The 21,670-nt window shown below is 53.8% G+C and carries 16 protein-coding genes and 1 tRNA gene; 4 read left to right on the top strand and 13 right to left on the bottom strand.

All coding sequences use genetic code 11. The features are described 5' to 3' along the window. Positions 1-121: 121 nt before the first annotated feature. Together rpoC and rpoB are read right to left on the bottom strand one after the other, a co-directional pair. The gene (gene rpoC, locus RAL90_RS05935) at positions 122-4,360 is read right to left on the bottom strand and encodes a DNA-directed RNA polymerase subunit beta' (RefSeq protein ID WP_306253605.1); all 4,239 of its coding nucleotides are present in this window, start codon (positions 4,358-4,360) and stop codon (positions 122-124) included. A gap of 83 nt (positions 4,361-4,443) precedes the next feature. Beyond that, entirely contained in the window at positions 4,444-8,523 is a 4,080-nt protein-coding gene (gene rpoB, locus RAL90_RS05930; RefSeq protein WP_306253604.1) for a DNA-directed RNA polymerase subunit beta, read from the bottom strand. Positions 8,524-8,959: 436 nt separating this feature from the next. Between rpoB and RAL90_RS05925 the strand changes: the two genes are divergently transcribed. Further along, positions 8,960-10,738, top strand: a complete 1,779-nt coding sequence (locus RAL90_RS05925; RefSeq protein ID WP_306253603.1) for a YadA-like family protein — start codon at positions 8,960-8,962, stop codon at positions 10,736-10,738. Between the two features lie 94 nt (positions 10,739-10,832). Here the strand turns inward: RAL90_RS05925 and rplL are convergent, their stop codons facing one another. The 8 genes from rplL to RAL90_RS05885 form a co-directional block, all read right to left on the bottom strand. Beyond that, positions 10,833-11,213: a 50S ribosomal protein L7/L12 gene (gene rplL / locus RAL90_RS05920; RefSeq protein WP_306253602.1), complete on the bottom strand. Its 381-nt coding sequence runs from the start codon at positions 11,211-11,213 to the stop codon at positions 10,833-10,835. Between the two features lie 35 nt (positions 11,214-11,248). Continuing rightward, complete coding sequence (rplJ, locus tag RAL90_RS05915; RefSeq protein WP_372340435.1) at positions 11,249-11,764, bottom strand: 50S ribosomal protein L10; 516 nt, start codon at positions 11,762-11,764, stop codon at positions 11,249-11,251. 330 nt (positions 11,765-12,094) lie between these two features. Then, the gene (gene rplA, locus RAL90_RS05910; protein WP_306253600.1) at positions 12,095-12,787 is read right to left on the bottom strand and encodes a 50S ribosomal protein L1; all 693 of its coding nucleotides are present in this window, start codon (positions 12,785-12,787) and stop codon (positions 12,095-12,097) included. Between the two features lie 2 nt (positions 12,788-12,789). After that, complete coding sequence (gene rplK, locus RAL90_RS05905; protein WP_306253599.1) at positions 12,790-13,218, bottom strand: 50S ribosomal protein L11; 429 nt, start codon at positions 13,216-13,218, stop codon at positions 12,790-12,792. A 192-nt stretch (positions 13,219-13,410) separates the two neighbouring features. Next, positions 13,411-13,944: a transcription termination/antitermination protein NusG gene (nusG, locus tag RAL90_RS05900; RefSeq protein WP_306253598.1), complete on the bottom strand. Its 534-nt coding sequence runs from the start codon at positions 13,942-13,944 to the stop codon at positions 13,411-13,413. Between the two features lie 14 nt (positions 13,945-13,958). After that, positions 13,959-14,243: a preprotein translocase subunit SecE gene (secE, locus tag RAL90_RS05895; RefSeq protein WP_306253597.1), complete on the bottom strand. Its 285-nt coding sequence runs from the start codon at positions 14,241-14,243 to the stop codon at positions 13,959-13,961. 131 nt (positions 14,244-14,374) lie between these two features. Next, positions 14,375-14,450 (bottom strand) — tRNA-Trp (locus RAL90_RS05890). 138 nt (positions 14,451-14,588) lie between these two features. Continuing rightward, a complete protein-coding gene (locus RAL90_RS05885; protein WP_306253596.1) occupies positions 14,589-15,719 on the bottom strand; it encodes a peptidoglycan-binding protein in 1,131 nt (376 codons plus the stop codon). 357 nt (positions 15,720-16,076) lie between these two features. On the opposite strand from RAL90_RS05885, the gene RAL90_RS05880 reads away from it, so the two are divergent. Then, entirely contained in the window at positions 16,077-17,279 is a 1,203-nt protein-coding gene (locus tag RAL90_RS05880; protein ID WP_306253595.1) for a glycine C-acetyltransferase, read from the top strand. 9 nt (positions 17,280-17,288) lie between these two features. Continuing rightward, positions 17,289-18,329, top strand: coding sequence for an L-threonine 3-dehydrogenase (gene tdh, locus RAL90_RS05875; RefSeq protein ID WP_306253594.1), 1,041 nt, complete (start codon positions 17,289-17,291; stop codon positions 18,327-18,329). Between the two features lie 8 nt (positions 18,330-18,337). On the opposite strand, the gene RAL90_RS05870 is transcribed toward tdh, so the two are convergent. Together RAL90_RS05870 and RAL90_RS05865 are read right to left on the bottom strand one after the other, a co-directional pair. Beyond that, positions 18,338-18,829, bottom strand: coding sequence for a DnaJ domain-containing protein (locus RAL90_RS05870; protein ID WP_306253593.1), 492 nt, complete (start codon positions 18,827-18,829; stop codon positions 18,338-18,340). A 68-nt stretch (positions 18,830-18,897) separates the two neighbouring features. Next, complete coding sequence (locus RAL90_RS05865) at positions 18,898-19,758, bottom strand: division plane positioning ATPase MipZ (protein ID WP_306253592.1); 861 nt, start codon at positions 19,756-19,758, stop codon at positions 18,898-18,900. Positions 19,759-19,915: 157 nt separating this feature from the next. Between RAL90_RS05865 and RAL90_RS05860 the strand changes: the two genes are divergently transcribed. Then, positions 19,916-20,683 (top strand): hypothetical protein, encoded by a 768-nt coding sequence (locus tag RAL90_RS05860; protein ID WP_306253591.1) that lies wholly within the window; start codon positions 19,916-19,918, stop codon positions 20,681-20,683. A gap of 18 nt (positions 20,684-20,701) precedes the next feature. On the opposite strand, the gene RAL90_RS05855 is transcribed toward RAL90_RS05860, so the two are convergent. Continuing rightward, positions 20,702-21,610, bottom strand: coding sequence for an SPOR domain-containing protein (locus RAL90_RS05855; protein WP_306253590.1), 909 nt, complete (start codon positions 21,608-21,610; stop codon positions 20,702-20,704). Positions 21,611-21,670: the final 60 nt, after the last annotated feature.

Genomic DNA, 21,670 nt, shown 5'->3' with positions numbered 1-21,670 from the left:
GCGCCCCTGACGCCGCTGTATCGTCTCGGCATTTAAGAAGCTCTTAATGAAACCTGTAACGATATGCAAAAAGGGCTGCCCGGAAGGCAGCCCTTTGAATTTTCTCGTGATTTACCGAAGATTACTCGGCAGCAGATTGTTCGGCTTCAGAAGATACCTGCTGATCCTCCGGGGCGGCGAACACAGCCGCATCCGCAGGTGGCAGCGCCACAGCTTCACGTGCCGCACGTTCTTCGATCAGTTTCTGATCGCGCTGATCTGCAACAGCCTGGTGCTTGGACATCATGCCGCCTGTACCAGCCGGAATGAGGCGACCAACAATCACATTCTCCTTGAGGCCTTCCAGTGTGTCGACCTTGCCGTTCACAGAGGCGTCTGTGAGCACCCGCGTTGTTTCCTGGAAGGAGGCTGCGGAGATGAACGAGCGTGTCTGTAGCGACGCCTTGGTGATCCCAAGCAGGATTGGCTGGCCATTGGCCGGCTCCTTCCCTTCGTTCTCGAGACGCTCATTGATCTCTTCGAGCTCGAAGCGGTCAACCTGCTCATCCTTGAGGAAGCCTGAGTCGCCTGGCACAGAGATTTCGACCTTCTGCAGCATCTGACGCACAATCACTTCGATATGCTTGTCGTTGATCGGCACGCCCTGCAATCTGTACACATCCTGAATTTCGTCGATCAGGTAGTTTGCCAGTGCTTCGACACCCAGAATGGCAAGAATGTCATGTGGTGCAGGATTACCGTCCAGCAGATACTCACCCTTGGCGATGAAATCCCCGTCCTGAACGGTAATGTGCTTACCCTTGGGAACGAGATATTCAACCGTCTCAAGAGACTCATCTGTCGGAATGATGGAGATGCGACGCTTGTTTTTGTAGTCACGGCCAAACTCAACACGGCCATCAACCTCCGCAATAACGGCATGGTCTTTCGGACGGCGCGCTTCGAACAGTTCCGCAACACGGGGCAGACCACCGGTGATGTCCTTGGTCTTGGTACCTTCTGTCGGGATACGCGCAAGCGTGTCACCCGGACGCACCTGAGCGCCGTCATCAACAGAGAGAATAGCATCCACCGGCAACTGATAGCGGGCTTCATTCCCGTTTTCGAGCTTGAGCGGATTGCCCTCTTCATCGACAACTACCATCGCCGGTTTCAGATCCGAGCCACGCGGGCTGGAGCGCCAGTCCATGACGACCCGTGAGGTCAGACCGGTTTCTTCATCCGCAACCAGATTGACAGAAACTGCTTCGACCAGATCTTCGTACACAACCTTACCCGCGAACTCGTTCAGGATCGGCATAGTGAACGGGTCCCAGTCTGCAAGGCGCTGGCCACGCTCGACGGCACTGCCATCATCAACACGCAGCTTGGTACCGTAGGTGACTTTGAAAGACGCCTGGTCCTTACCGTCCTTGTCGAGGATCTTGATCAGTGTGTTCCGGCCCATGACGATGAGATCACCATCTGAATCCGTCACCACGTTCCTGTTTTCCAGAGCGACTGTCCCCTCGTGGCTGGCTTCAATGAAGGAATTATCGCCGATCTGGGCTGTACCGCCAACGTGGAATGTCCGCATCGTGAGCTGTGTACCCGGCTCACCGATGGACTGGGCTGCAATAACACCAACAGCCTCACCGATATTCACATGCTCGCCACGTGCAAGGTCGCGGCCATAGCAACTGGCGCAAATGCCATAATGAGTTTCGCAGGTCAGAGCTGAGCGTACACGAAGTTTCTGGACGCCGAGCGCTTCAATCTCTTCCGAAAGGCTCTCATCCACTTCCGTATTGGCTGCGGCAAAGACTTCGCCTGTTTCCGGATGAATAACATCGTCAAGCAATGTCCGGCCCAACATGCGCTGGGAAAGCGGCACAACAATATCACCGCCATCAACGACAGCTTCAATGGTGATACCTGCCTTGGTGCCACAATCTTCTTCGCGGACAATACAGTCCTGTGCCACATCAACCAGACGGCGGGTCAGATAACCCGAGTTGGCTGTTTTCAGCGCCGTATCAGCAAGACCTTTACGCGCGCCGTGTGTGGAGTTGAAGTACTCAAGAACGGTCAGGCCTTCCTTGAAGTTCGAGATGATCGGTGTCTCAATGATTTCGCCGGACGGCTTGGCCATCAGGCCGCGCATGGCACCCAACTGACGCATCTGCGTCGGTGAACCACGCGCACCGGAGTGCGACATCATATAGACCGAATTAGGCTCCAACTGGCGGTTCGTTTCAGGATCAAAGCGCGTGCGGGAAATTTCGCCCATCATCGCGTCTGCGACCTCATCCGTACATTTCGCCCAGGCATCAACAACCTTGTTGTACTTTTCACCCCGTGTGATGAGGCCATCCGCATACTGCTGTTCATACTCGGAGACGAGTGACTTGGTTTTTTCAATGGACGCTTTCTTGCTGTCAGGGATGAGCATGTCATCCTTGCCGAAAGAAATGCCAGCCTTACAGGCTTCCTTGAACCCGAGATCCATCACCTGGTCCGCGAAAATAACCGTCTTTTTCTGACCGCAATGGCGATAAACCACATCGATAAGCGCCTGAATAGCTTTCTTAGTAAGGTGCTTGTTGATTTCCTCAAACGGAATGGCGCTTGTCCGCGGCAGCAGATCAGCAACCTTCATGCGGCCAGGTGTTGTTTCAACAACTTCCGCTACCGGATTACCATCTGCATCAACGGTATGCCACAGAGACTTGATCTTGGTGTGCAGTGTCACAACACCGGCATCCAGCGCGTGATCAATTTCAGCCAGATCAGAGAAGATCATGCCTTCATTCGGCTCATTCTCTTTCAGGAGCGTGATATAATATAGACCAAGAACAATATCCTGTGACGGCACGATGATGGGCTTGCCATTGGCCGGGGAGAGAATGTTGTTTGTAGACATCATCAGCACACGTGCTTCAAGCTGGGCTTCAAGCGAAAGCGGGACGTGCACCGCCATCTGGTCACCATCGAAGTCAGCATTAAAGGCTGTACAAACGAGAGGATGCAGGTTGATGGCCTTGCCTTCAATCAGCTTCGGCTCAAAAGCCTGAATGCCAAGACGGTGCAAGGTAGGCGCCCGGTTCAGCATGACCGGATGCTCCCGGATTACCTCATCCAGAATATCCCAGACCTCTGGCCGTTCTTTTTCCACCAGTTTCTTCGCCTGCTTCACCGTTGCCGAGAGGCCTTTGGCGTCAAGCCGCGAATAGATGAACGGCTTGAACAGTTCGAGTGCCATCTTTTTCGGCAACCCGCATTCATGCAGTTTCAGGTCAGGCCCGACAACGATCACAGAACGGCCGGAATAATCCACGCGCTTCCCGAGCAGGTTCTGACGGAAACGGCCCTGCTTGCCTTTCAGCATGTCGGACAAGGATTTCAGTGGGCGCTTGTTGGTGCCGGTAATGACGCGGCCACGGCGGCCATTATCAAAGAGCGCATCTACAGATTCCTGCAGCATCCGCTTTTCGTTCCGCACAATGATGTCAGGCGCGCGCAGTTCAATAAGGCGCTTGAGGCGATTGTTACGGTTGATGACGCGGCGATAAAGATCGTTCAGGTCAGACGTTGCGAAGCGACCACCATCCAGCGGCACGAGTGGGCGCAGCTCAGGCGGGATGACCGGCACAACCGTCATGATCATCCATTCCGGACGGTTGCCGGATGTCATGAAGGCCTCAATCAGCTTGAGGCGTTTCGCCAGTTTCTTCGGCTTCAACTCGGACGTTGTCTCAGCAATATCCGCGCGGATTTTCTCGCACTCGAGCTCCAGATCCATGCTTTGCAGGATTTCACGCACGGCTTCCGCACCGATACCGGCGGTGAAGCTGTCTTCGCCATACTGCTCCTGCGCTTCCATGAACTCTTCTTCAGTCAGAATCTGATGCGGCGACAATGGTGTGAGGCCAGGCTCGATTACGATATATTGTTCAAAATACAGAACGCGCTCGACATCTTTCAGTGTCATGTCGAGGAACAGCGCAATCCGGGATGGCAGGGATTTCAAGAACCAGATATGCGCGACCGGTGCCGCAAGCTCGATGTGCCCCATGCGCTCACGGCGCACCTTGGACAGCGTTACTTCAACGCCGCACTTCTCACAGACAACACCCTTGTATTTCATGCGTTTGTACTTGCCGCACAGACATTCATAGTCCTTCACAGGACCAAAAATCCGGGCACAGAACAGACCATCACGCTCAGGCTTGAAAGTCCGGTAATTGATCGTTTCCGGCTTCTTGATTTCGCCGAATGACCACGACATGATTTTCTCGGGACTGGCGAGAGAAATCTTGATCTGGTTAAACGTCTGCGGCGTTGCCAGCGGATTGAATACGTTTGCGAGTTCCTGGCTCATAGATCGTCTCCTTAAGACGGACGCGGCATGACCGCGCTAACCTCAAATTTCAGCGCCGCAGGGCAGCCCTGCAGCGCTTTCAATTACCTGTTTTGCAGTTCCACGTTCAGCCCAAGAGAACGCATCTCTTTGACCAACACGTTGAAGCTTTCCGGAATACCAGCCTCAAAGCTGTCGTCACCACGTACGATTGCCTCATAGACTTTCGTCCGGCCTGCGACGTCATCAGACTTCACGGTCAGCATTTCCTGGAGCGTATAAGCCGCCCCGTAAGCCTCCAGCGCCCAGACTTCCATTTCACCGAAGCGCTGGCCACCGAACTGGGCCTTACCACCGAGCGGCTGCTGGGTAACAAGGGAATATGGACCGATGGACCTGGCGTGAATCTTGTCGTCAACCAGATGGTGCAATTTGAGCAGATATTTGTAGCCCACAGTTACAGGCCGGGCGAATTTTTCACCTGTCCGCCCGTCATGCAGCGTGACCTGCCCTGATTCATCAAGACCTGCTTTTTTCAGCATCTCAACGATATTCAACTCGTTGGCACCGTCAAACACCGGTGTTGCGATCGGCACGCCGCGGATCAGATTGCGGCCAAGCTCCACGAGTTCTGCATTGGTGCGCGGCAACTCCTGATCTTCCCCGTATATATCTTTCAGCTTCTCGATATATTCGGTTTTCTTGCCCTCACGCTCAAACTCACCGAGCACATCACCGATCTGGCGGCCAAGTCCGCGACACGCCCAACCAAGGTGCGTTTCAAGGATCTGGCCAACATTCATCCGCGATGGCACGCCAAGCGGGTTGAGCACGATGTCGACGGGTGTACCGTCTTCGAGGAACGGCATGTCTTCCATTGGGGCAATCTTGGAGATCACACCCTTGTTGCCGTGACGACCGGCCATCTTGTCACCCGGCTGCAGCTTGCGCTTCACGGCAACGAATACCTTGACCATCTTCATGACGCCTGGCGGCAACTCATCGCCGCGACGCAACTTGTCTACCTTGTCTTCGAAGCGTGCTTCGAGACGTGAACGGCTTTCGTCATACTGCTTCTTGATGGCCTCGATTTCTTCCATCGCCTTTTCATCAGAAAGGACAATTTTCCACCACTGACCACGGGAGAGATCGTTGAGGACGCCATCAGTGACCTCACCCTTTTCAAAGCCTTTCGGCCCGGAAACAGCATCTTTGCCGATCAGGATTTCTTTCAGACGGCCAAAAATATTGCGCTCAAGAATGGCAAGCTCGTCATCGCGGTCTTTGGCAAGACGTTCGATTTCATCACGCTCAATGGCAACAGCCCGCTCATCCTTGTCAACACCGTGCCGGTTGAACACACGCACCTCAACCACTGTACCGGCAACACCCGGTGGCAGCTTGAGCGACGTATCCCGCACGTCTGATGCCTTTTCACCGAAAATGGCCCGGAGAAGTTTTTCTTCCGGAGTCATCGGGCTCTCGCCTTTTGGTGTAATCTTGCCGACCAGGATATCACCCGGATGCACTTCTGCCCCGATGGCAACAATGCCGGCCTCATCAAGGTTGCGCAAAGCCTCTTCAGAGACGTTTGGAATATCGCGCGTAATTTCCTCTGGCCCAAGCTTGGTATCGCGGGCCATGACTTCAAACTCTTCCAGGTGGATCGATGTGAAGACATCGTCTTTCACGATCCGCTCTGAAATCAGGATGGAGTCCTCGAAATTGTAGCCATTCCAGGGCATGAACGCGACGAGCACATTCTTACCCAGCGCCAGTTCCCCAAGGTCAGTTGATGGTCCATCGACGATGATGTCACCAGCCTTGACCTTATCACCAACCTTAACCAGCGGACGCTGATTGATACAGGTGTTCTGGTTGGAACGCTGGAACTTACGCAGATTGTAAATATCAACGCCCGGCTTGGTCGGGTCTTTTTCTTCGGTAGCGCGGATCACAACACGCGTTGCATCAACCTGCTCAACCTCGCCAGTACGACGCGCAGCCACGGCCGCACCTGAATCCTTGGCAACAATAGCCTCCATGCCGGTTCCGACAAAAGGCGCCTCAGACTGCACAACAGGCACAGCCTGTCTTTGCATGTTTGATCCCATGAGGGCGCGGTTGGCGTCATCATTTTCCAGGAAAGGCACGAGCGACGCAGCAACAGACACAAGCTGCTTTGGCGACACATCGATATAGTTCACTTCCTCCCGCGGCATCAGGGTCGCATCACGGAAGGCCCCTGCCCGGCAATTCACAAACTCATTCAGCAGAACATCGTTTCCGTCCACCTCGGCATTGGCCTGCGCAATATTGTAGCGCGCCTCTTCCATCGCGGAGAGATAAACAACTTCATTGGTCAGCTTGCCATTTTCAACACGGCGATACGGGCTTTCGATGAAGCCATATTTATTGACCCGCGCGTGTGTTGCCAGAGAGTTGATAAGACCAATATTCGGCCCTTCCGGCGTTTCAATCGGACAGATACGGCCATAATGGGTCGGGTGTACGTCGCGCACCTCGAACCCGGCACGCTCACGCGTCAGACCACCCGGCCCAAGCGCCGAAAGACGTCGCTTGTGCGTAATCTCGGATAGTGGGTTTGTCTGGTCCATAAACTGGGACAACTGGGATGACCCGAAGAACTCGCGCACGGCAGCGGCAACCGGCTTGGCGTTGATCAAGTCATGCGGCATGATCGTGTCGATCTCGACCGATGACATGCGCTCCTTGATGGCACGCTCCATGCGCAACAACCCAATGCGATACTGGTTTTCCATCAACTCACCGACGGAACGCACCCGGCGGTTACCAAGATTGTCGATATCGTCAATCTCACCGCGACCATCCCGTAGGTCAGCAAGGGTACTCAGCACGGCCAGAATGTCTTCCCGGCGCAGAATACGCGGCTCATCCGTATTCTCGAACCCGAGGCGGATGCTCATCTTGACCCGGCCAACGGCGGACAGATCGTAGCGCTCTTCGTCAAAGAACAGGCCACTGAACAGGGCTTCTGCTGTTTCCAGGGTCGGCGGCTCACCCGGACGCATGACACGGTAAATATCGATCAGCGCCATGTCACGGTTGGAGTTTTTATCCGCGGCCAATGTATTGCGCCCATAAGCACCAATATTGATGTGATCGATATCAAGCGTTTCAAAACTGTCGATGCCAAGCTCGACAAGCTCCTCGAGCTTCTCTTCCGTGACTTCACCACCGGCTTCAGCATAAAGCTCACCAGTCTCACGATTAACCAGATCGCGAGCAAAATAGCGCCCGACCATCTGTTCATCTGTCAGGAGCAACGCCTTGACGCCTGCTTCTTCAGCTTTCTTCAGCGCCCGCGCTGTGATTTTTGTACCAGCCTCGACAACAACCTCACCGGTTGCCGCATCAAGGAGGTCAATATCGGTCTTGGTCCCCTTCAGACGATCAGTGCTGAATGGCAGAGACCAGCCGGTTTCAAGCTTCTCGTGAGGCACAGCGTTGTAGAAAGAAGACAGGATATCTTCCTGATCCATGCCCAGCGCGTAGAGCAATGTTGTCGCTGGCAGCTTGCGGCGACGGTCAATACGGACATTGACGATGTCTTTGGGATCAAACTCAAAGTCGAGCCAGGAACCACGGTAAGGGATGATTCTGGCGGCGAAAAGCAACTTGCCGGACGAATGCGTCTTGCCCTTGTCGTGATCAAAAAAGACACCCGGACTACGGTGCATCTGCGAAACAATGACCCGCTCTGTGCCATTGATGATAAATGTGCCGTTGTCCGTCATGAGCGGAATATCGCCCATATAGACATCCTGCTCCTTGATATCCTTGACGGACTTGGAGCCGGTTTCCTCATCCACATCAAAGACGATCAGCCGCAGGGTCACCTTGAGCGGCGCAGCATACGTCATGTCGCGCTGCTGGCACTCCTCAGTGTCATATTTCGGCTCTTCGAATTCGTAGGAAACGTATTCGAGATAAGCGGTCTCGGTGAAATCCTTGATCGGAAACACGGACTTGAAAACAGCCTCAAGGCCGTCCCTGATTCGCTCTTCGGGCTCTACAAAACGTTGCAGAAACTGCTCGTAAGAGTCCTTCTGTACCTGAATAAGGTTTGGCATGGCGGTGGCATCACCGATTTTGCCAAAACTTTTACGAATCCGTTTCTTCTCAACGAATGACTGAGCCATACTTCCTCGCGTATTTGACGCGGCAGCCATGGGTCTCGTGAGTTGTGCCCAAACACTAACTCACGGACAGCACCAGGCTGACCGCGTTGGTCATTTACCAATTGTATTACTTGTCGAATTTATCTCGCACGTGCCGCAAAGCCTTTCCCCCACACGCCGATGCGGAGGTAAGCGCGATATGTAATCGGCTCGACTTTATTAAGCAAGTTGTTTTTCAGGTTTTTTTCCACTGCCGGAGCGGATTGGAAATAGCCCTTTGACTCAGAATCTGTGTTCAAGGGAACAGAGCGTGATAATGGCGTATCTGCGCTGGCGGCAGTCCCACTTTGGAGGGGGCAAAGCCGCATCAGGAAGGCTATTGAAACCTGGCCGATAGAAGTTAATAAATCCCAGACAGGCGGCCGAAGCCACCATTGGGTCATAGAGGAGAGACTGAATGTCCAAACAGAAAAAAAACCTGGCAATCACTTCAAGTGTGGTCGCACTGGGCAGTACCTTCCTGCTGATGGCCGGATCAACTGCCTGGGCGGATGCAACACCGGATTGTAATGACGGAACCGGCACCAATTCAACGGAGTGCGGCGTTGGGGCGGATGCCTCTGGTGATGATTCGACCGCTGCGGGCAGCAATTCAGATGCGTCCGGTGACGAGTCCGTCGCGACTGGCGAAAGCGCAGAAGCCTCTGGAACCGGGTCCACAGCAATCGGCAGCGAAGCCAGTTCAACGGGCACAGAATCAACAGCCGTCGGCTTCCAGGCCAGCGCATCAAGTGATTCTTCCACTGCCGTGGGCGGGCAAGCCATCGCAAATGGTGCAGGCGCGACCGCTTATGGCTGGCAATCCAACGCCACCGGTGAGCGCGCTCACGCTTTCGGGCATATGGCGACCGCCACTGGTGACTTTACTCTTGCAATCGGTGAAGCGGCGCAGGCAACAGCAAATAATGCGACGGCCATCGGCAATGGCGCGATCGCAAGCCAGCAGGATGCCCTTGCTATTGGGGACATCGCCATGGCGACCGGTATCAACTCTACGGCGGTTGGCTCTGAAAGCGTTGCCGACGGCCTGGCCGCGCAAGCCTTTGGTTGGCAATCAATGGCAACGGCTGAACGCGCCCATGCATTTGGCCATCTGGCGCGCGCAACTGGCGTGCGGTCCCTGGCCATTGGTGAGGCTGCAGGCGCAACAGCGGACACGGCTACGGCGATCGGTAACCTTGCTGTCGCCTCTAATGTAGATGCGGTTGCGCTTGGTGAACAGGCCACGGCTTCCGGGTTGAACTCCACAGCCATTGGTAGTGAATCCCAGGCAACGGAAGCCGGGACGACAGCTGTCGGCTGGCAGTCTGCGGCAACGGGCGTTCGCTCCCAAGCCTTTGGCCACCTGGCGCAGGCAACAGGTGAGCGCTCCCTGGCCGTTGGCGAAGCAGCCATGGCCAGTGGCATGACATCTACCGCCATGGGTAATCTCGCTGTCGCGTCCAATACTGATGCGGTTGCGATTGGTGACATTGCCACGGCAAGTGGCCTGAATTCCACGGCGATTGGCAGCGAATCACAGGCAACGGAAGCCGGAACAACCGCTGTTGGCTGGCAGTCAGCTGCAACAGGTGTTCGATCGCAAGCCTTCGGCCACCTGGCCAATGCCAGCGGTGAACGCGCCCTTGCGATCGGTGAAGCAGCAGCAGCAGCTGGCATGTTTGCGACAGCGATCGGCAATGAAGCTGTGGCAGATTTTGATAACTCGATTGCGATTGGTAACGGCGTTGCAACGACACGCGCCAATCAGGTCATGCTCGGGAATGCCAGCAACACCTATACCCTGCCCGGCATCAACTCTGCCGACAGCGTGAATGCCCAAAGCGGCACGCTGAATGTCGTGACCGCAGATGCCAATGGTAATCTGGCAACAATCAGCACTGGTCTGAGTGCTGCGGACTTCCTGGCGTCAACCAACGCACTCACTGAGAATGCGGAGCGTATTGATCAGAACTCTGAAGGTGTCGCTGTGGCGCTGGCGCTCGAAAGCCCGTATGTCCCGGAAAACAAGACCTTCGCCATCAGCGGCGGCTATGGCTATTTCGCGGATGAAAGCGCCTACGCGTTTGCCGGCTCCTACCGGACGCAAAGCGACATGATTCTGTCTGTCGGTCTCGGCGCTGGCATCAGCACAGGTGAAGTCGGCGCAAGAGCCGGTTTTTCATACGCCTGGTAAAAAACCTGACGACCGGGCGGCAAAGCCCGGAGCAGATTACAAAAAAGGGCCCCTAACGGGCCCCTTTCCTTTTTCAGTCTGTTGAACGAAGAAATTACTTGAGCTCGACAGAAGCACCAGCTTCTTCGAGTTTCTTCTTGAGCTCTTCGGCTTCATCCTTGGAAGCAGCTTCCTTGACAGGCTTCGGCGCGCCTTCGACAAGTTCTTTTGCTTCCTTGAGACCAAGACCTGTGATCGCACGGACTTCCTTGATGACGTTGATTTTCTTGTCACCAGCAGATGTCAGGATCACGTCAAATTCGTCTTTTTCTTCAGCAGCACCGCCACCGTCGCCACCAGCAGGGCCAGCAGCAACTGCAACTGCGCCAGCAGCAGGCTCAATGCCATACTCGTCTTTGAGAAGCTCTTTGAGTTCGTTTGCTTCAAGCAGTGTCAGATTGACAATTTCTTCAGCCAGTTTTTTGATATCAGCCATTTTACAATTCCATTTCTTTCAAGGTTTCAGAGGGATCAGGCAGCTTCACGTTCCGCCAGGGTTTTCAGGATGCCAGCGATATTTCCTGCAGGTGCCGTTGCCACACTGACGATATTACCGCCAGGCACAGTGAGCATACCAGCAATAGACGAAAGCACTTCCTCGCGAGACGGCATCTTCGAAAGGGCTTCAACACCTGCACCGTCCAGTGCTGTGTCCCCCATGATGCCACCAAGGATGGTGATCTTGTCATTATCTTTGGCATATTTTGTCAGGATCTTGGGTGCTGTCACCGGATCTTCAGAATAAGCAAGAACTGTCGGTCCCTTGAACAGGTCCGAAATCTTCTCTCCTGATTTTCCCTCTACAGCAATTTTGGCAAGGCGATTCTTCACCACCTTAACGCCGCCGCCCGCTTCACGCATTTGCGCCCGCAGGTCGGAGACTTCAGAAACAGTTAGTCCGGCATTTTCGAATACAACGATCACCTCGTTGGCTTCAAAAACACCAGAGATCCAGTCAACCATTTCTGTCTTTTGTTGTCTGTCCATTGGCATGGCAAAAGACTTCCCTTTGGTTTGCTGACCTTCCCTGACGGCAAGGCCTGCGTTGACGATGTGCTTATACACATCAGCTTCGAACCACAAGAAAATGAGACTTCATGCGAAGGCTCACCACTTGCGGAGAGCCTGCCCTGGAACCTTCGGGGCGGTTATAGCCCGTCATATTCCCTCATCTGCACAGGATTTATGCCAGTAGATGAACATCTGGCACCTGTGGTCTTGGACAGGGTGAAGGGAAACAGCTGTTTCCCTTCGGGTTGGCACATGGCCGATAATTTTTACGTTGTCCAGTCCCAAAAATGAAACCGGACCAGACGATTACAATGCAGCTGCGTGATCCAGACGCAAACCAGGCCCCATAGTGGAACTGACAGAGACTTTTTTGATATATGTCCCCTTGGCGCCAGATGGCTTTGCTTTGTTCACCGCATCAATGAAAGCCTTGATGTTTTCTTCAAGCGCCGCTTCACCGAAACTCGCCTTGCCAACACCGGCATGGATAATCCCTGCCTTTTCGACCCGGAATTGAACCGCGCCGCCTTTGGCGTCTTTCACGGCTTTTTCCACGTCTGGTGTGACAGTCCCGACTTTCGGGTTGGGCATAAGGCCTTTCGGGCCAAGCACTTTACCCAAGCGCCCTACAAGCGGCATCATGTCTGGTGTGGCGATAACACGGTCAAAATCAATCTCACCGCCTTGAACGCGCTCCATCAGGTCTTCTGCACCGACAACATCTGCGCCAGCCGCTTTCGCCGCTTCTGCCTTGTCATCTTTAGCGAAAACAGCAACGCGCAAGGAACGGCCAGTACCATTTGGCAGGCTGACAACGCCGCGCACCATCTGATCGGCATGGCGCGGATCAACGCCAAGATTCATTGAGATCTCGACAGTCTCATCAAATTTGGCTGTCGCATTGGACTTGATCAGCTTGACGGCTTCATCAACAGAATACACTTTCTTGCTGTCGACAGTCTCGCGGTAAGCCCGAACTCTTTTTCCTGGTTTAGCCATGTTCAGCCCTCCACTCTCAGGCCCATGGCCCGTGCAGAGCCCTTGATGATCTTGGCAGCTGCATCAATATCATTGGCATTGAGATCTGCCATTTTTGCCTCAGCAATTTCCCGACACTGGGCTTCGGTCACTGTACCAGCAACATCCTGCCCGGGGGTGGAACCACCCTTAGCCAGTTTCGCAGCCTTTTTCAGAAAATAGGACGCAGGCGGAGATTTTGTCTCAAACGTGAATGATTTATCCGAAAAGATCGTAATGATCGTCGGGATCGGCATGTTCTTTTCCATCTCCTGCGTCTTGGCATTAAAAGCCTTGCAGAATTCCATGATGTTAAGACCACGCTGACCGAGCGCCGGACCGATTGGTGGAGACGGGTTAGCCGCCCCTGCTGGCACCTGCAATTTCAGGTAGCCACTAATTTTTTTTGCCATGTTAGCCTTCCTTTCCCTCGCGGGATAATGGTTGAAAGGATGTGGTGCGACTGCCGACAGGACTTTGCCTCAGCCTTCCACAAGGTGAAGGGGCTTAGCAGTAATTCTGGTAGATGCAAGCCATAAAAAACAGAACATCCCCTCTGAGAGGAGGCCTGTTGCGGTGGTTTTAGTCCAGAAAGCTGCTGTGGACTATTCGCCCTTGGCGACCTGTGTATATTCCAGTTCAACCGGCGTTGCCCTGCCAAAGATGGAAACTGCCACTTTAAGGCGCGCGTTGTCTTCATCGACTTCTTCAACAACACCCGAGAATGATGCAAACGGGCCATCGGTAACGCGGACATTTTCTCCAACCTCGAAAAGGATGGTCGGCTTGGGACGTTCGACACCCTCTTCCATAACACCCAGAATACGATCGACTTCTTTCTGACTGACAGGCAGAGGCTTGTTTTTGGAACCAAGGAATCCGGTTACTTTCGGTGTATCCTTGACGAGGTGATACGCGTCGTCATTCATTTCCATTTTGACCAGTACGTAGCCAGGAAAGTAGCGACGCTCGGTATTGATCTTGCGGCCACGCCGGACCTCCACCACCTCTTCGGTCGGGACCAGAACTTCTTCAAAAAAATGATCGAGGCCTTTTTCCTTGGCCGACAGTTTTATTGTGTCGGCAACCTTCTTTTCGAAGTTGGAATAGGCGTGAACGATATACCACTGATGAGCCACAGATATTGCCTTTATTAACCGAGACTGAGAATGAACGGGATGATGGTGCGCCAGACCTGATCGACGAGCAGGAAGAAAAGAGACATAATCACGACCATCACCAGGACCATCACGGTACTGATCATGGTCTCGTTACGTGATGTCCAGGAAACCTTGCTGCCCTCGCGCTGCACTTCCTTGAGGAATTCAACCGGGTTGGATGATTTCTTCTTTTCTGATTCAGAAGATACTTTCACTTCTGGTTCAGCCGCGGGATTCTTTGGCTTGGACCTGGATTTTGACTTCTTGTTTTTCGCCATGTCAGTTTCTTTCGATAGTCCGGGCAAACATCGGAATGTAGCACCTGTGTGCTGTACTAACCGATGATGTCAGGGGATAGCGGACATGTAACTATTCCGCACAGCGTGTCAAGGAAAACTGCGACTGCTAATGGCAGAGGCGGAGGGACTCGAACCCCCGGCCCTCGGTTTTGGAGACCGATGCTCTACCAACTGAGCTACACCTCTAAACCATTACAGCAAACCGCTCGTAGCCGATGGCTGAGAAAACAGCAACGGGAAACTGGATGCAAGCTCCTGAAAATGAAAACAGCCGGGCGATTGCCCGGCTGCTCCAGCTTCACCACAGATGGTGAAAATTATGGCTTACATGACGCCGAGTTTTTTGACGGTGGCCATTGTCAGGCCGCCAGTGCCAAGGTTTTCACGGCGCTGGAATGCTTCGACTGCACGCAGTGTGCTTGGGCCGAGCTGACCATCAACAGAAACGTTGAAGCCTTCACCACGAAGCGCTGTCTGTACACGGCGGATGATGTCAGGTGTGGTGTTTGTTTCACACAGAACTTCACGCCAGACCAGACGCTCGTCAGAGACTTTCGCCTGCTTCGTCACCGTGCGGTATGTCGCAGGGATCGGGATGCGCTTCTCGGCTGCCGGTGTAACCTGCTTGCGCACTGTCACAGCCTCGTATTTCGCCGGGATCGTCACAGGACGTGTAGAGGCCGGACGATCAACAATCTGCTTGGTCACGGTGCGTGTTTTCGCAGGAATTGTGACGCGATCTGTTTTCGCAGGAGTGACCAGAACCTGGCGCTGTACCGTGCGGTACTCGGCAGGTACTTCAACCAGACACATGATCTCGCCTGTTGGCAGCTCACGACGGTCTGTGATGGTGCCACCGCTCAGGGAGCCACCGATTGGGCCTTCGCCTTTTTTCCAGGTTGTGTAGCCTTCACGAACCAGAACACGCTCTGAACGGGTCTCGTAGCGGGCTGGGATTGTGCGCAGCTCTTCACGGGCTGGCTCAACAATAACCTGCTCGGTCACGGTTTTGTATGTGGCCGGGATCACTTCCAGACGCTCGGAAGCTTCTGATACCAGAACACGTTCCTGAAAGGTCTCATAACGGGCCGGGACGATTTCAACGCGCTCGGAAGCCTCAGTGTCAACAACACGCTCTGTTGTTGTGTTGAACTCAGCCGGGATCAGGATACGTACATAGCACTCGCCTGGCTTGGCTGGTGGCAGGTCAGCATCGCCCTGGATGCCCTGACGTGTTGTTGTTGAACTGGCAGATGTGCGCAGACGGGTGTTCTCCGTGCGCAGGGAAGCAAGCTCACGCTCCATCTGTGCCATGCGCTGTGTGCTGGCAGAAGACGTTGTCGCCGTTGTTGTGGTTGTCGCAGCTGTTGAGCTGCTGCCGATACCTGTGCTCTCACAGCCGGTAACAACCAGCGCAGCCAAAGCAATCGGTGCAATTCCATATTTCAGTTTCAAAGGTTTCTCCATTCCCCGTTTAGGAAGAGGCCTTAGCGCCCCTCAGAATACATCAGCTAAGCACACATCATTGCATGCAGAATTAACCATTCAAGTTCCGGATTTACGCGAATTATTACTTTTGAGTCAAATGATTACGGCACGTTCGCAACGATTTACTGTCAACGTGTGGCATTTCGATATTTATCTTATATATCAGATAGCCACATAAATACTCACATAATTATTCACCTGTGATAGCGCATAATTATCACAAAACTTTTTTATATTCCCGTATAAAGCGTACACAGCTAAGTGAATTGACAAAATTAACGATTTCCGCTGCGCCTGAGCGGCAAAATAATCCAGGACACAACGATGAGTGAAAGTTTTTTCAGCCGTATTGACGAGACACTGAGCGACCTTGAAGAAAAGGGACTTCTGAAAGTGGAGCGGGAAATTACGTCATCGCAATCCGCTGAAATCACCGTGCAGCATGGCGGGCAAAGCAGATGCGTCCTCAACTTTTGCGCGAACAACTATCTTGGGCTTGCAGACCACCCTGCCCTTGTCGACGCTGCCCATGCGACCGCAAAAACCCATGGCTATGGCATGGCTTCCGTCCGGTTCATCTGCGGCACACAGGATATTCACCGAAAACTGGAGCGGGAACTGGCCGCGTTTCTGGGATATGACGACTCAATCCTGTTTGCAGCCTGTTTTGATGCCAATGGCGGCGTCTTCGAACCCCTGCTGGGGCCTGAAGACGCAATTATCTCTGACGAACTGAACCACGCCTCCATTATCGATGGTGTGAGGCTGTGCAAGGCGAAGCGTTATCGTTTCAGGAATAATGATGCGGCTGATCTGACAGAAAAACTGAAGCAGGCCAGAGCGGATGGCGCGCGTACTATTCTCGTTGTCACCGATGGCGTCTTCTCCATGGACGGATATATTGCCGATCTGAAAGCACTTTGTACGGCTGCCAAGGAATATGACGCGCTGGTGATGGTCGATGACTGCCACGCGACCGGTTTCATGGGCGCAGGCGGGCGCGGGACGCCGGAACATTGCGGGGTGATGGATCAGGTCGATATCCTGACCGGCACTCTTGGCAAGGCAATGGGTGGCGCCATGGGGGGGTATATTTGTGCGCGGCAAAATGTTGTCGACCTTTTGCGCCAGCGTGCTCGGCCCTATCTGTTTTCAAATGCCCTCACCCCAGCCCTGGTCGGCGCAAGTCGCAAGGCGCTTGAGCTGGTACGTGACGGAGACGATCTGCGCACGCAGCTTTTTGCTAATGCACAGCGCTTTCGACATGGCATGACGGCGGCGGGCTTCGATCTGTTGCCGGGTGAACACCCGATCATTCCCGTCATGCTCTATGATGCAAAGCTGTCACAGCAAATGGCTGCACGCCTGCTGGAACTGGGTGTTTACGTGACAGGCTTTTTCTATCCCGTCGTTCCCCATGACAAGGCGCGGATCCGGACACAGATGTCCGCCGGGCATACACAAGAGCATATTGATATGGCCGTTGACGCCTTCACAAAGGCTGGCCGTGAACTGAATATTATCTGAGGCAGAAAAATGAAATCACTTGTTAAAGCTCAAGCGACTGAGGGTATCTGGCTGGAGGACGTGGAGCAGCCTTCAATCGGCCCCAATGATGTCCTTATCAAAGTGCGCAAGACAGCTATCTGCGGCACTGATATACATATTTACAACTGGGATGACTGGGCACAGAAAACCATTCCTGTACCGATGACCGTCGGGCATGAATTCATGGGGGAAATTGTCGAGATTGGCTCCGAGGTTGACCCTGCGCATCTGAATATGAAAGCGGGCGACCGGGTTTCAGCAGAAGGTCACGTCACCTGTGGATATTGCCGGAATTGCCGCGCAGGCAAGCGACATCTGTGCAGAAATACGGTTGGGATTGGCGTAAACCGTACCGGCGCTTTTGCCGAATACATATCGGTTCCAGCTTTCAACGTATACAAACTGCCTGAAGCTGTCAGCGATGAAATGGGCGCTATCTTCGACCCTTTTGGTAATGCGGTTCATACCGCCCTCGCCCATGACCTTGTGGGCGAAGATGTGCTGATTACCGGAGCTGGTCCAATCGGCGCCATGGCCGTTGCCATCGCGCGTTTTTCCGGTGCGCGCAATGTGGTGATTACGGATGTTAACGACTATCGCCTTCAACTCGCAGCTGACCTTGGCGCCACACGCGCGGTCAATGTTGCCGATACCGATCTGCGGGACGTTATGAGTGATCTCGGCATGACCGAAGGGTTTGACATAGGGCTGGAAATGTCCGGTGTCCCGTCCGCTTTTGCCAGTATGCTTGATACGATGAATCATGGTGGCAAGATCGCCATGCTCGGCATCATGCCCAACGGCGCCGGAATTGACTGGCACAAAGTCATCTTCAAGGGCTTGGAACTGCAGGGTATTTACGGGCGGCGCATGTTTGAAACCTGGTACAAGATGGGCGCCCTGCTGCAGAGCGGCTTGAATCTAGAACCGATCATTACCCACCGCATGCCTGTAGATGATTTTCAGGCCGGTTTCGATGTGATGCGGTCTGGACAGTCCGGCAAAGTCATTCTCGACTGGGCGGCCTGAGCACCGCATCACGCCTCCGGGGGCAGCTCTTTTTTCAGAAGATCACGTGCCTCGTTGATCTTGGCTGCAAGGTAATCTGTCCCTCCCTTGTCCGGATGTATCTGACCCATCAGCCGCCTATAGGCGGCATCTATGTCGACTGTTTGCGCATCCGGGCTCAAGCCAAGAACCTCCCACGCCTCCTCGACAGTCATTTTTGAAGATAACCTTGGGGATGGCTGGCGGGGAATATCCTGCTCATCAAGGTCCTCCGCACTCTTCATATGATCCTGCCAGAGGCTATTGCCAATCACCCCAAGCCCGACCAGAAAAATTATCAGCGCAAAAGGTGCAAGACGCAAAGACAGCATCATCATTATCAGAGAGATGAACAGAATAATTTGCCAGAGCCGTTTTCGTGCGGACTGGTCCGGCAGGTTGATACCTGCTTTTTTCAGCTTTTTGCCTGGCAACAGAAAAAGTGCCGCCAGCAGCGCAACGAAAAGGAATAGCACAAACACATTATGATCCTTGAATTATCCGGGTATATTCAAGGCAAGCCTGCGTCATGTAAAGCAAATGTCGCCGATCAGGCGACTTCCTTCTCTGGCCGTGCTCTTTTAGACTTCTTCTCTGGCAGGCGCAGCAGGGACAGAACATTCCTGATCTCCTGCTTGGCGGTGAGGTGGCTCATGGACGACAGTCGTGTCGGGATGCCTGGTGCCCCAAGGTCCAGCAGTGTCAGGCCCATGGTGAAAAGTTCACGATAGACAACGCGCTCGCCAAACCCTTTCGTCAGCTTGAAACCGATACGTCGAGAGAGGTTTTCCAGCTTCTCACCCACTCTTTTCTTGTTATGGGCATTGGCTCCGCCCATGCGATTGCGCATGACGATCCAGTTGATGCCTCCCATAACGCCTGCCTTGGCGCGCATCTGCCGGGCCTCCCAGACCATTTCACTGTAAAGGCTTGGGCCTGAGATTTCTCCCGTCTCAGGGTCAATCTTTGCCAGCAGGTCAAAATCGATAAAACTGTCATTCATGGGTGTCACAATACTGTCCGCATGAGCATGTGCCAGTTTGGACAGATGCGTGTATGCACCGGGACAATCAATCACCAGAAAGTCGCATGTCGCATATTTCTGCAGGGCTTGCTGAAAGCCGGCCGTCTCCTGCGCGTAGGCCCGCTCGCGGCTGTCTTCATTGCTGGAAGGTGCCGGAAAAAGCTGTGGAATCGGCAGCGCATCCAGTTCCAGGTCGTTCTTGATGGCCCATTTGGCCCTGTTCTCAAGATAACGGGACAAACTTTTTTGCCGGATATCCAGGTCCATGGCACCGGTTTTGAAACCAGCACGCATAAGCGCAACGATCAGGTGCATGGCAACGGTTGTTTTCCCGGAACCACCTTTCTCATTACCGACAACGATCACATGCGTTGATGTCTCAGTCACAGCAGGCTCCGACACTCCAGTTACGTAGGAAAAGGGGTTGAAAATAGATATGTTCATACGGTCCCGGCCTCACTTGCCCCGGCATAGACACCGCAAATGTGCCTCAGGTCAGAACAATAGGTTGATTCATCTTGTTGTACTCTTGGCGATTGCATTTATGCCGTCAGCGACTGCACAAAGCATTTCTCCCCTCAGGATCGTTGTAACGCCAGTGAACGGCAAAGCGCATCTGACCATCAGTAATCCGAATGAAGAAAACAGAACCATTCATCTTGGCTGGGCTGATTTGACGGCCCTGACAAATGGTACTTATCGGCAAAGCACTGTCACAGAACGGCAGAACAGATCTGCTGCGGCTTTCATGACGGTTGGTCCGGCATATTTTCAACTTTCCCCAGGTGAGAGCCGGCGCGTGAGCATTGCTGTGCGCACGGAACAAGCACCTCAACATGTCGGGGAAAAACGCTCTCATCTTGTGGTGAAAATGACTCACAGCAACAGCCCGGCGAGGAAGGCTGCCGCGAACCTGCATCTGGATATCCAGCGCGCTGTTTCTGTGCCTGTTATTCTCCGATCCGGCGATATCAAAGCGGCTGGAAACAGCGCCCGTATTGAAGATGTAAAACTGCGCCGCCTGCCAGATGGTGGCCTTGCCCTTGACGTGTTGCTTGCGCGAAACGGCTCCCACAGCCTTTATGGAAAACTAACCGTTGAGGGCATCTTACATAAAAACGGACGATCACAGATCATTGCCGAGCAAAACAATATTGCGCTATATGCAGAGAATACAAACCGCCTTGTCTCATTTAACCTGGGCCTGAGTAGGTTACCTGAAAGTGCCGTCTCGGTTACTTTTGAGGGCATTGGCGAATATGCCGGCAACACTTTTGCGAGACGGCTGTTTTCAGTTCGTGCCCCTGAGTAACAACATCAAGTAAAACGCTTACAGGCTGACGCCTGTGAATGGCATGACGCTGCAATAAGCGCCAAGTGCTTTCAGGTTTGCGCAGGTGGATGCAGCTTCATTTCTGGAATAATACGGACCCGCAAGCAAGCGGTAGAACGTGCCCTTTGCGGACAAGTCTACAAGACGCAGCCTTGGCTCAAGACCTGACAGATACATGTCGTACTGGCGTGCCAGAACTTGCCACCCTTTTGCTGCATTAGATTCCCCCCGGTAACTCGCCAGATGCAGGGCGTAGGCATTGCCAGCCGGGTCGGATTGCACAGATGCTGACGATTGCTCGACAGGTGACGCCTGACGTGTGGGTTGCGGCACCGCGCGTGCAGGTATAGCGGCGGGCTGAGTTGGCCTGACCTGACTTGAAACAACCTGACTGGACCTGCCCTGCCCGGTCGCAGATGTTTTAGCTGTGGGGAACGAAGCCTCATAGGATGACGGCGCCGTTGTGTAACTATCAACCGGCTGCGACTGCGCACTGACCGGCACAGGCTCTCTGTATACTGACGGCGATGGCGACTGTGACGCAGACGGCTCCGGGTCATAGTCACTCTGGGTCTGCTGCCAGTAATTATCATAGTTACTGTCAAACGAACTGGTTAGCTTTGGCGGCGCTTCGGGAATTGTCGTCGAGCTGTCCGTTACATAAAACTGCGCTTCGGGCTCTTGCTGCCGGGTTGGCGTGGACGACCTTGCAGATTGCTTTGCTGGCGCTTGCACTGTAGCGCCCCCCCCTACCGGACCTGTCGCCTGCGCGGGAGATGACCGCTCCGGCGCCGCAGGCAATCTTCCACTGCCAATAGATTCACAGGCCGGCAGGACAAGCATGGCACCCAAAGCGCCGAAGGCAGGCGCTTTCAGCCACTTGTCTCGTCTCAACGCATGGTGCATTGCACTATCCACTTCGTTTATCGGATCAATGGAGCTCTAATATATGTCCACTCATAGCAG

Source organism: Parvularcula sp. IMCC14364, from assembly GCF_030758415.1.
GTDB lineage: Bacteria > Pseudomonadota > Alphaproteobacteria > Caulobacterales > Parvularculaceae > Aquisalinus.
This window is presented reverse-complemented; position numbering and strand designations above follow the sequence as displayed.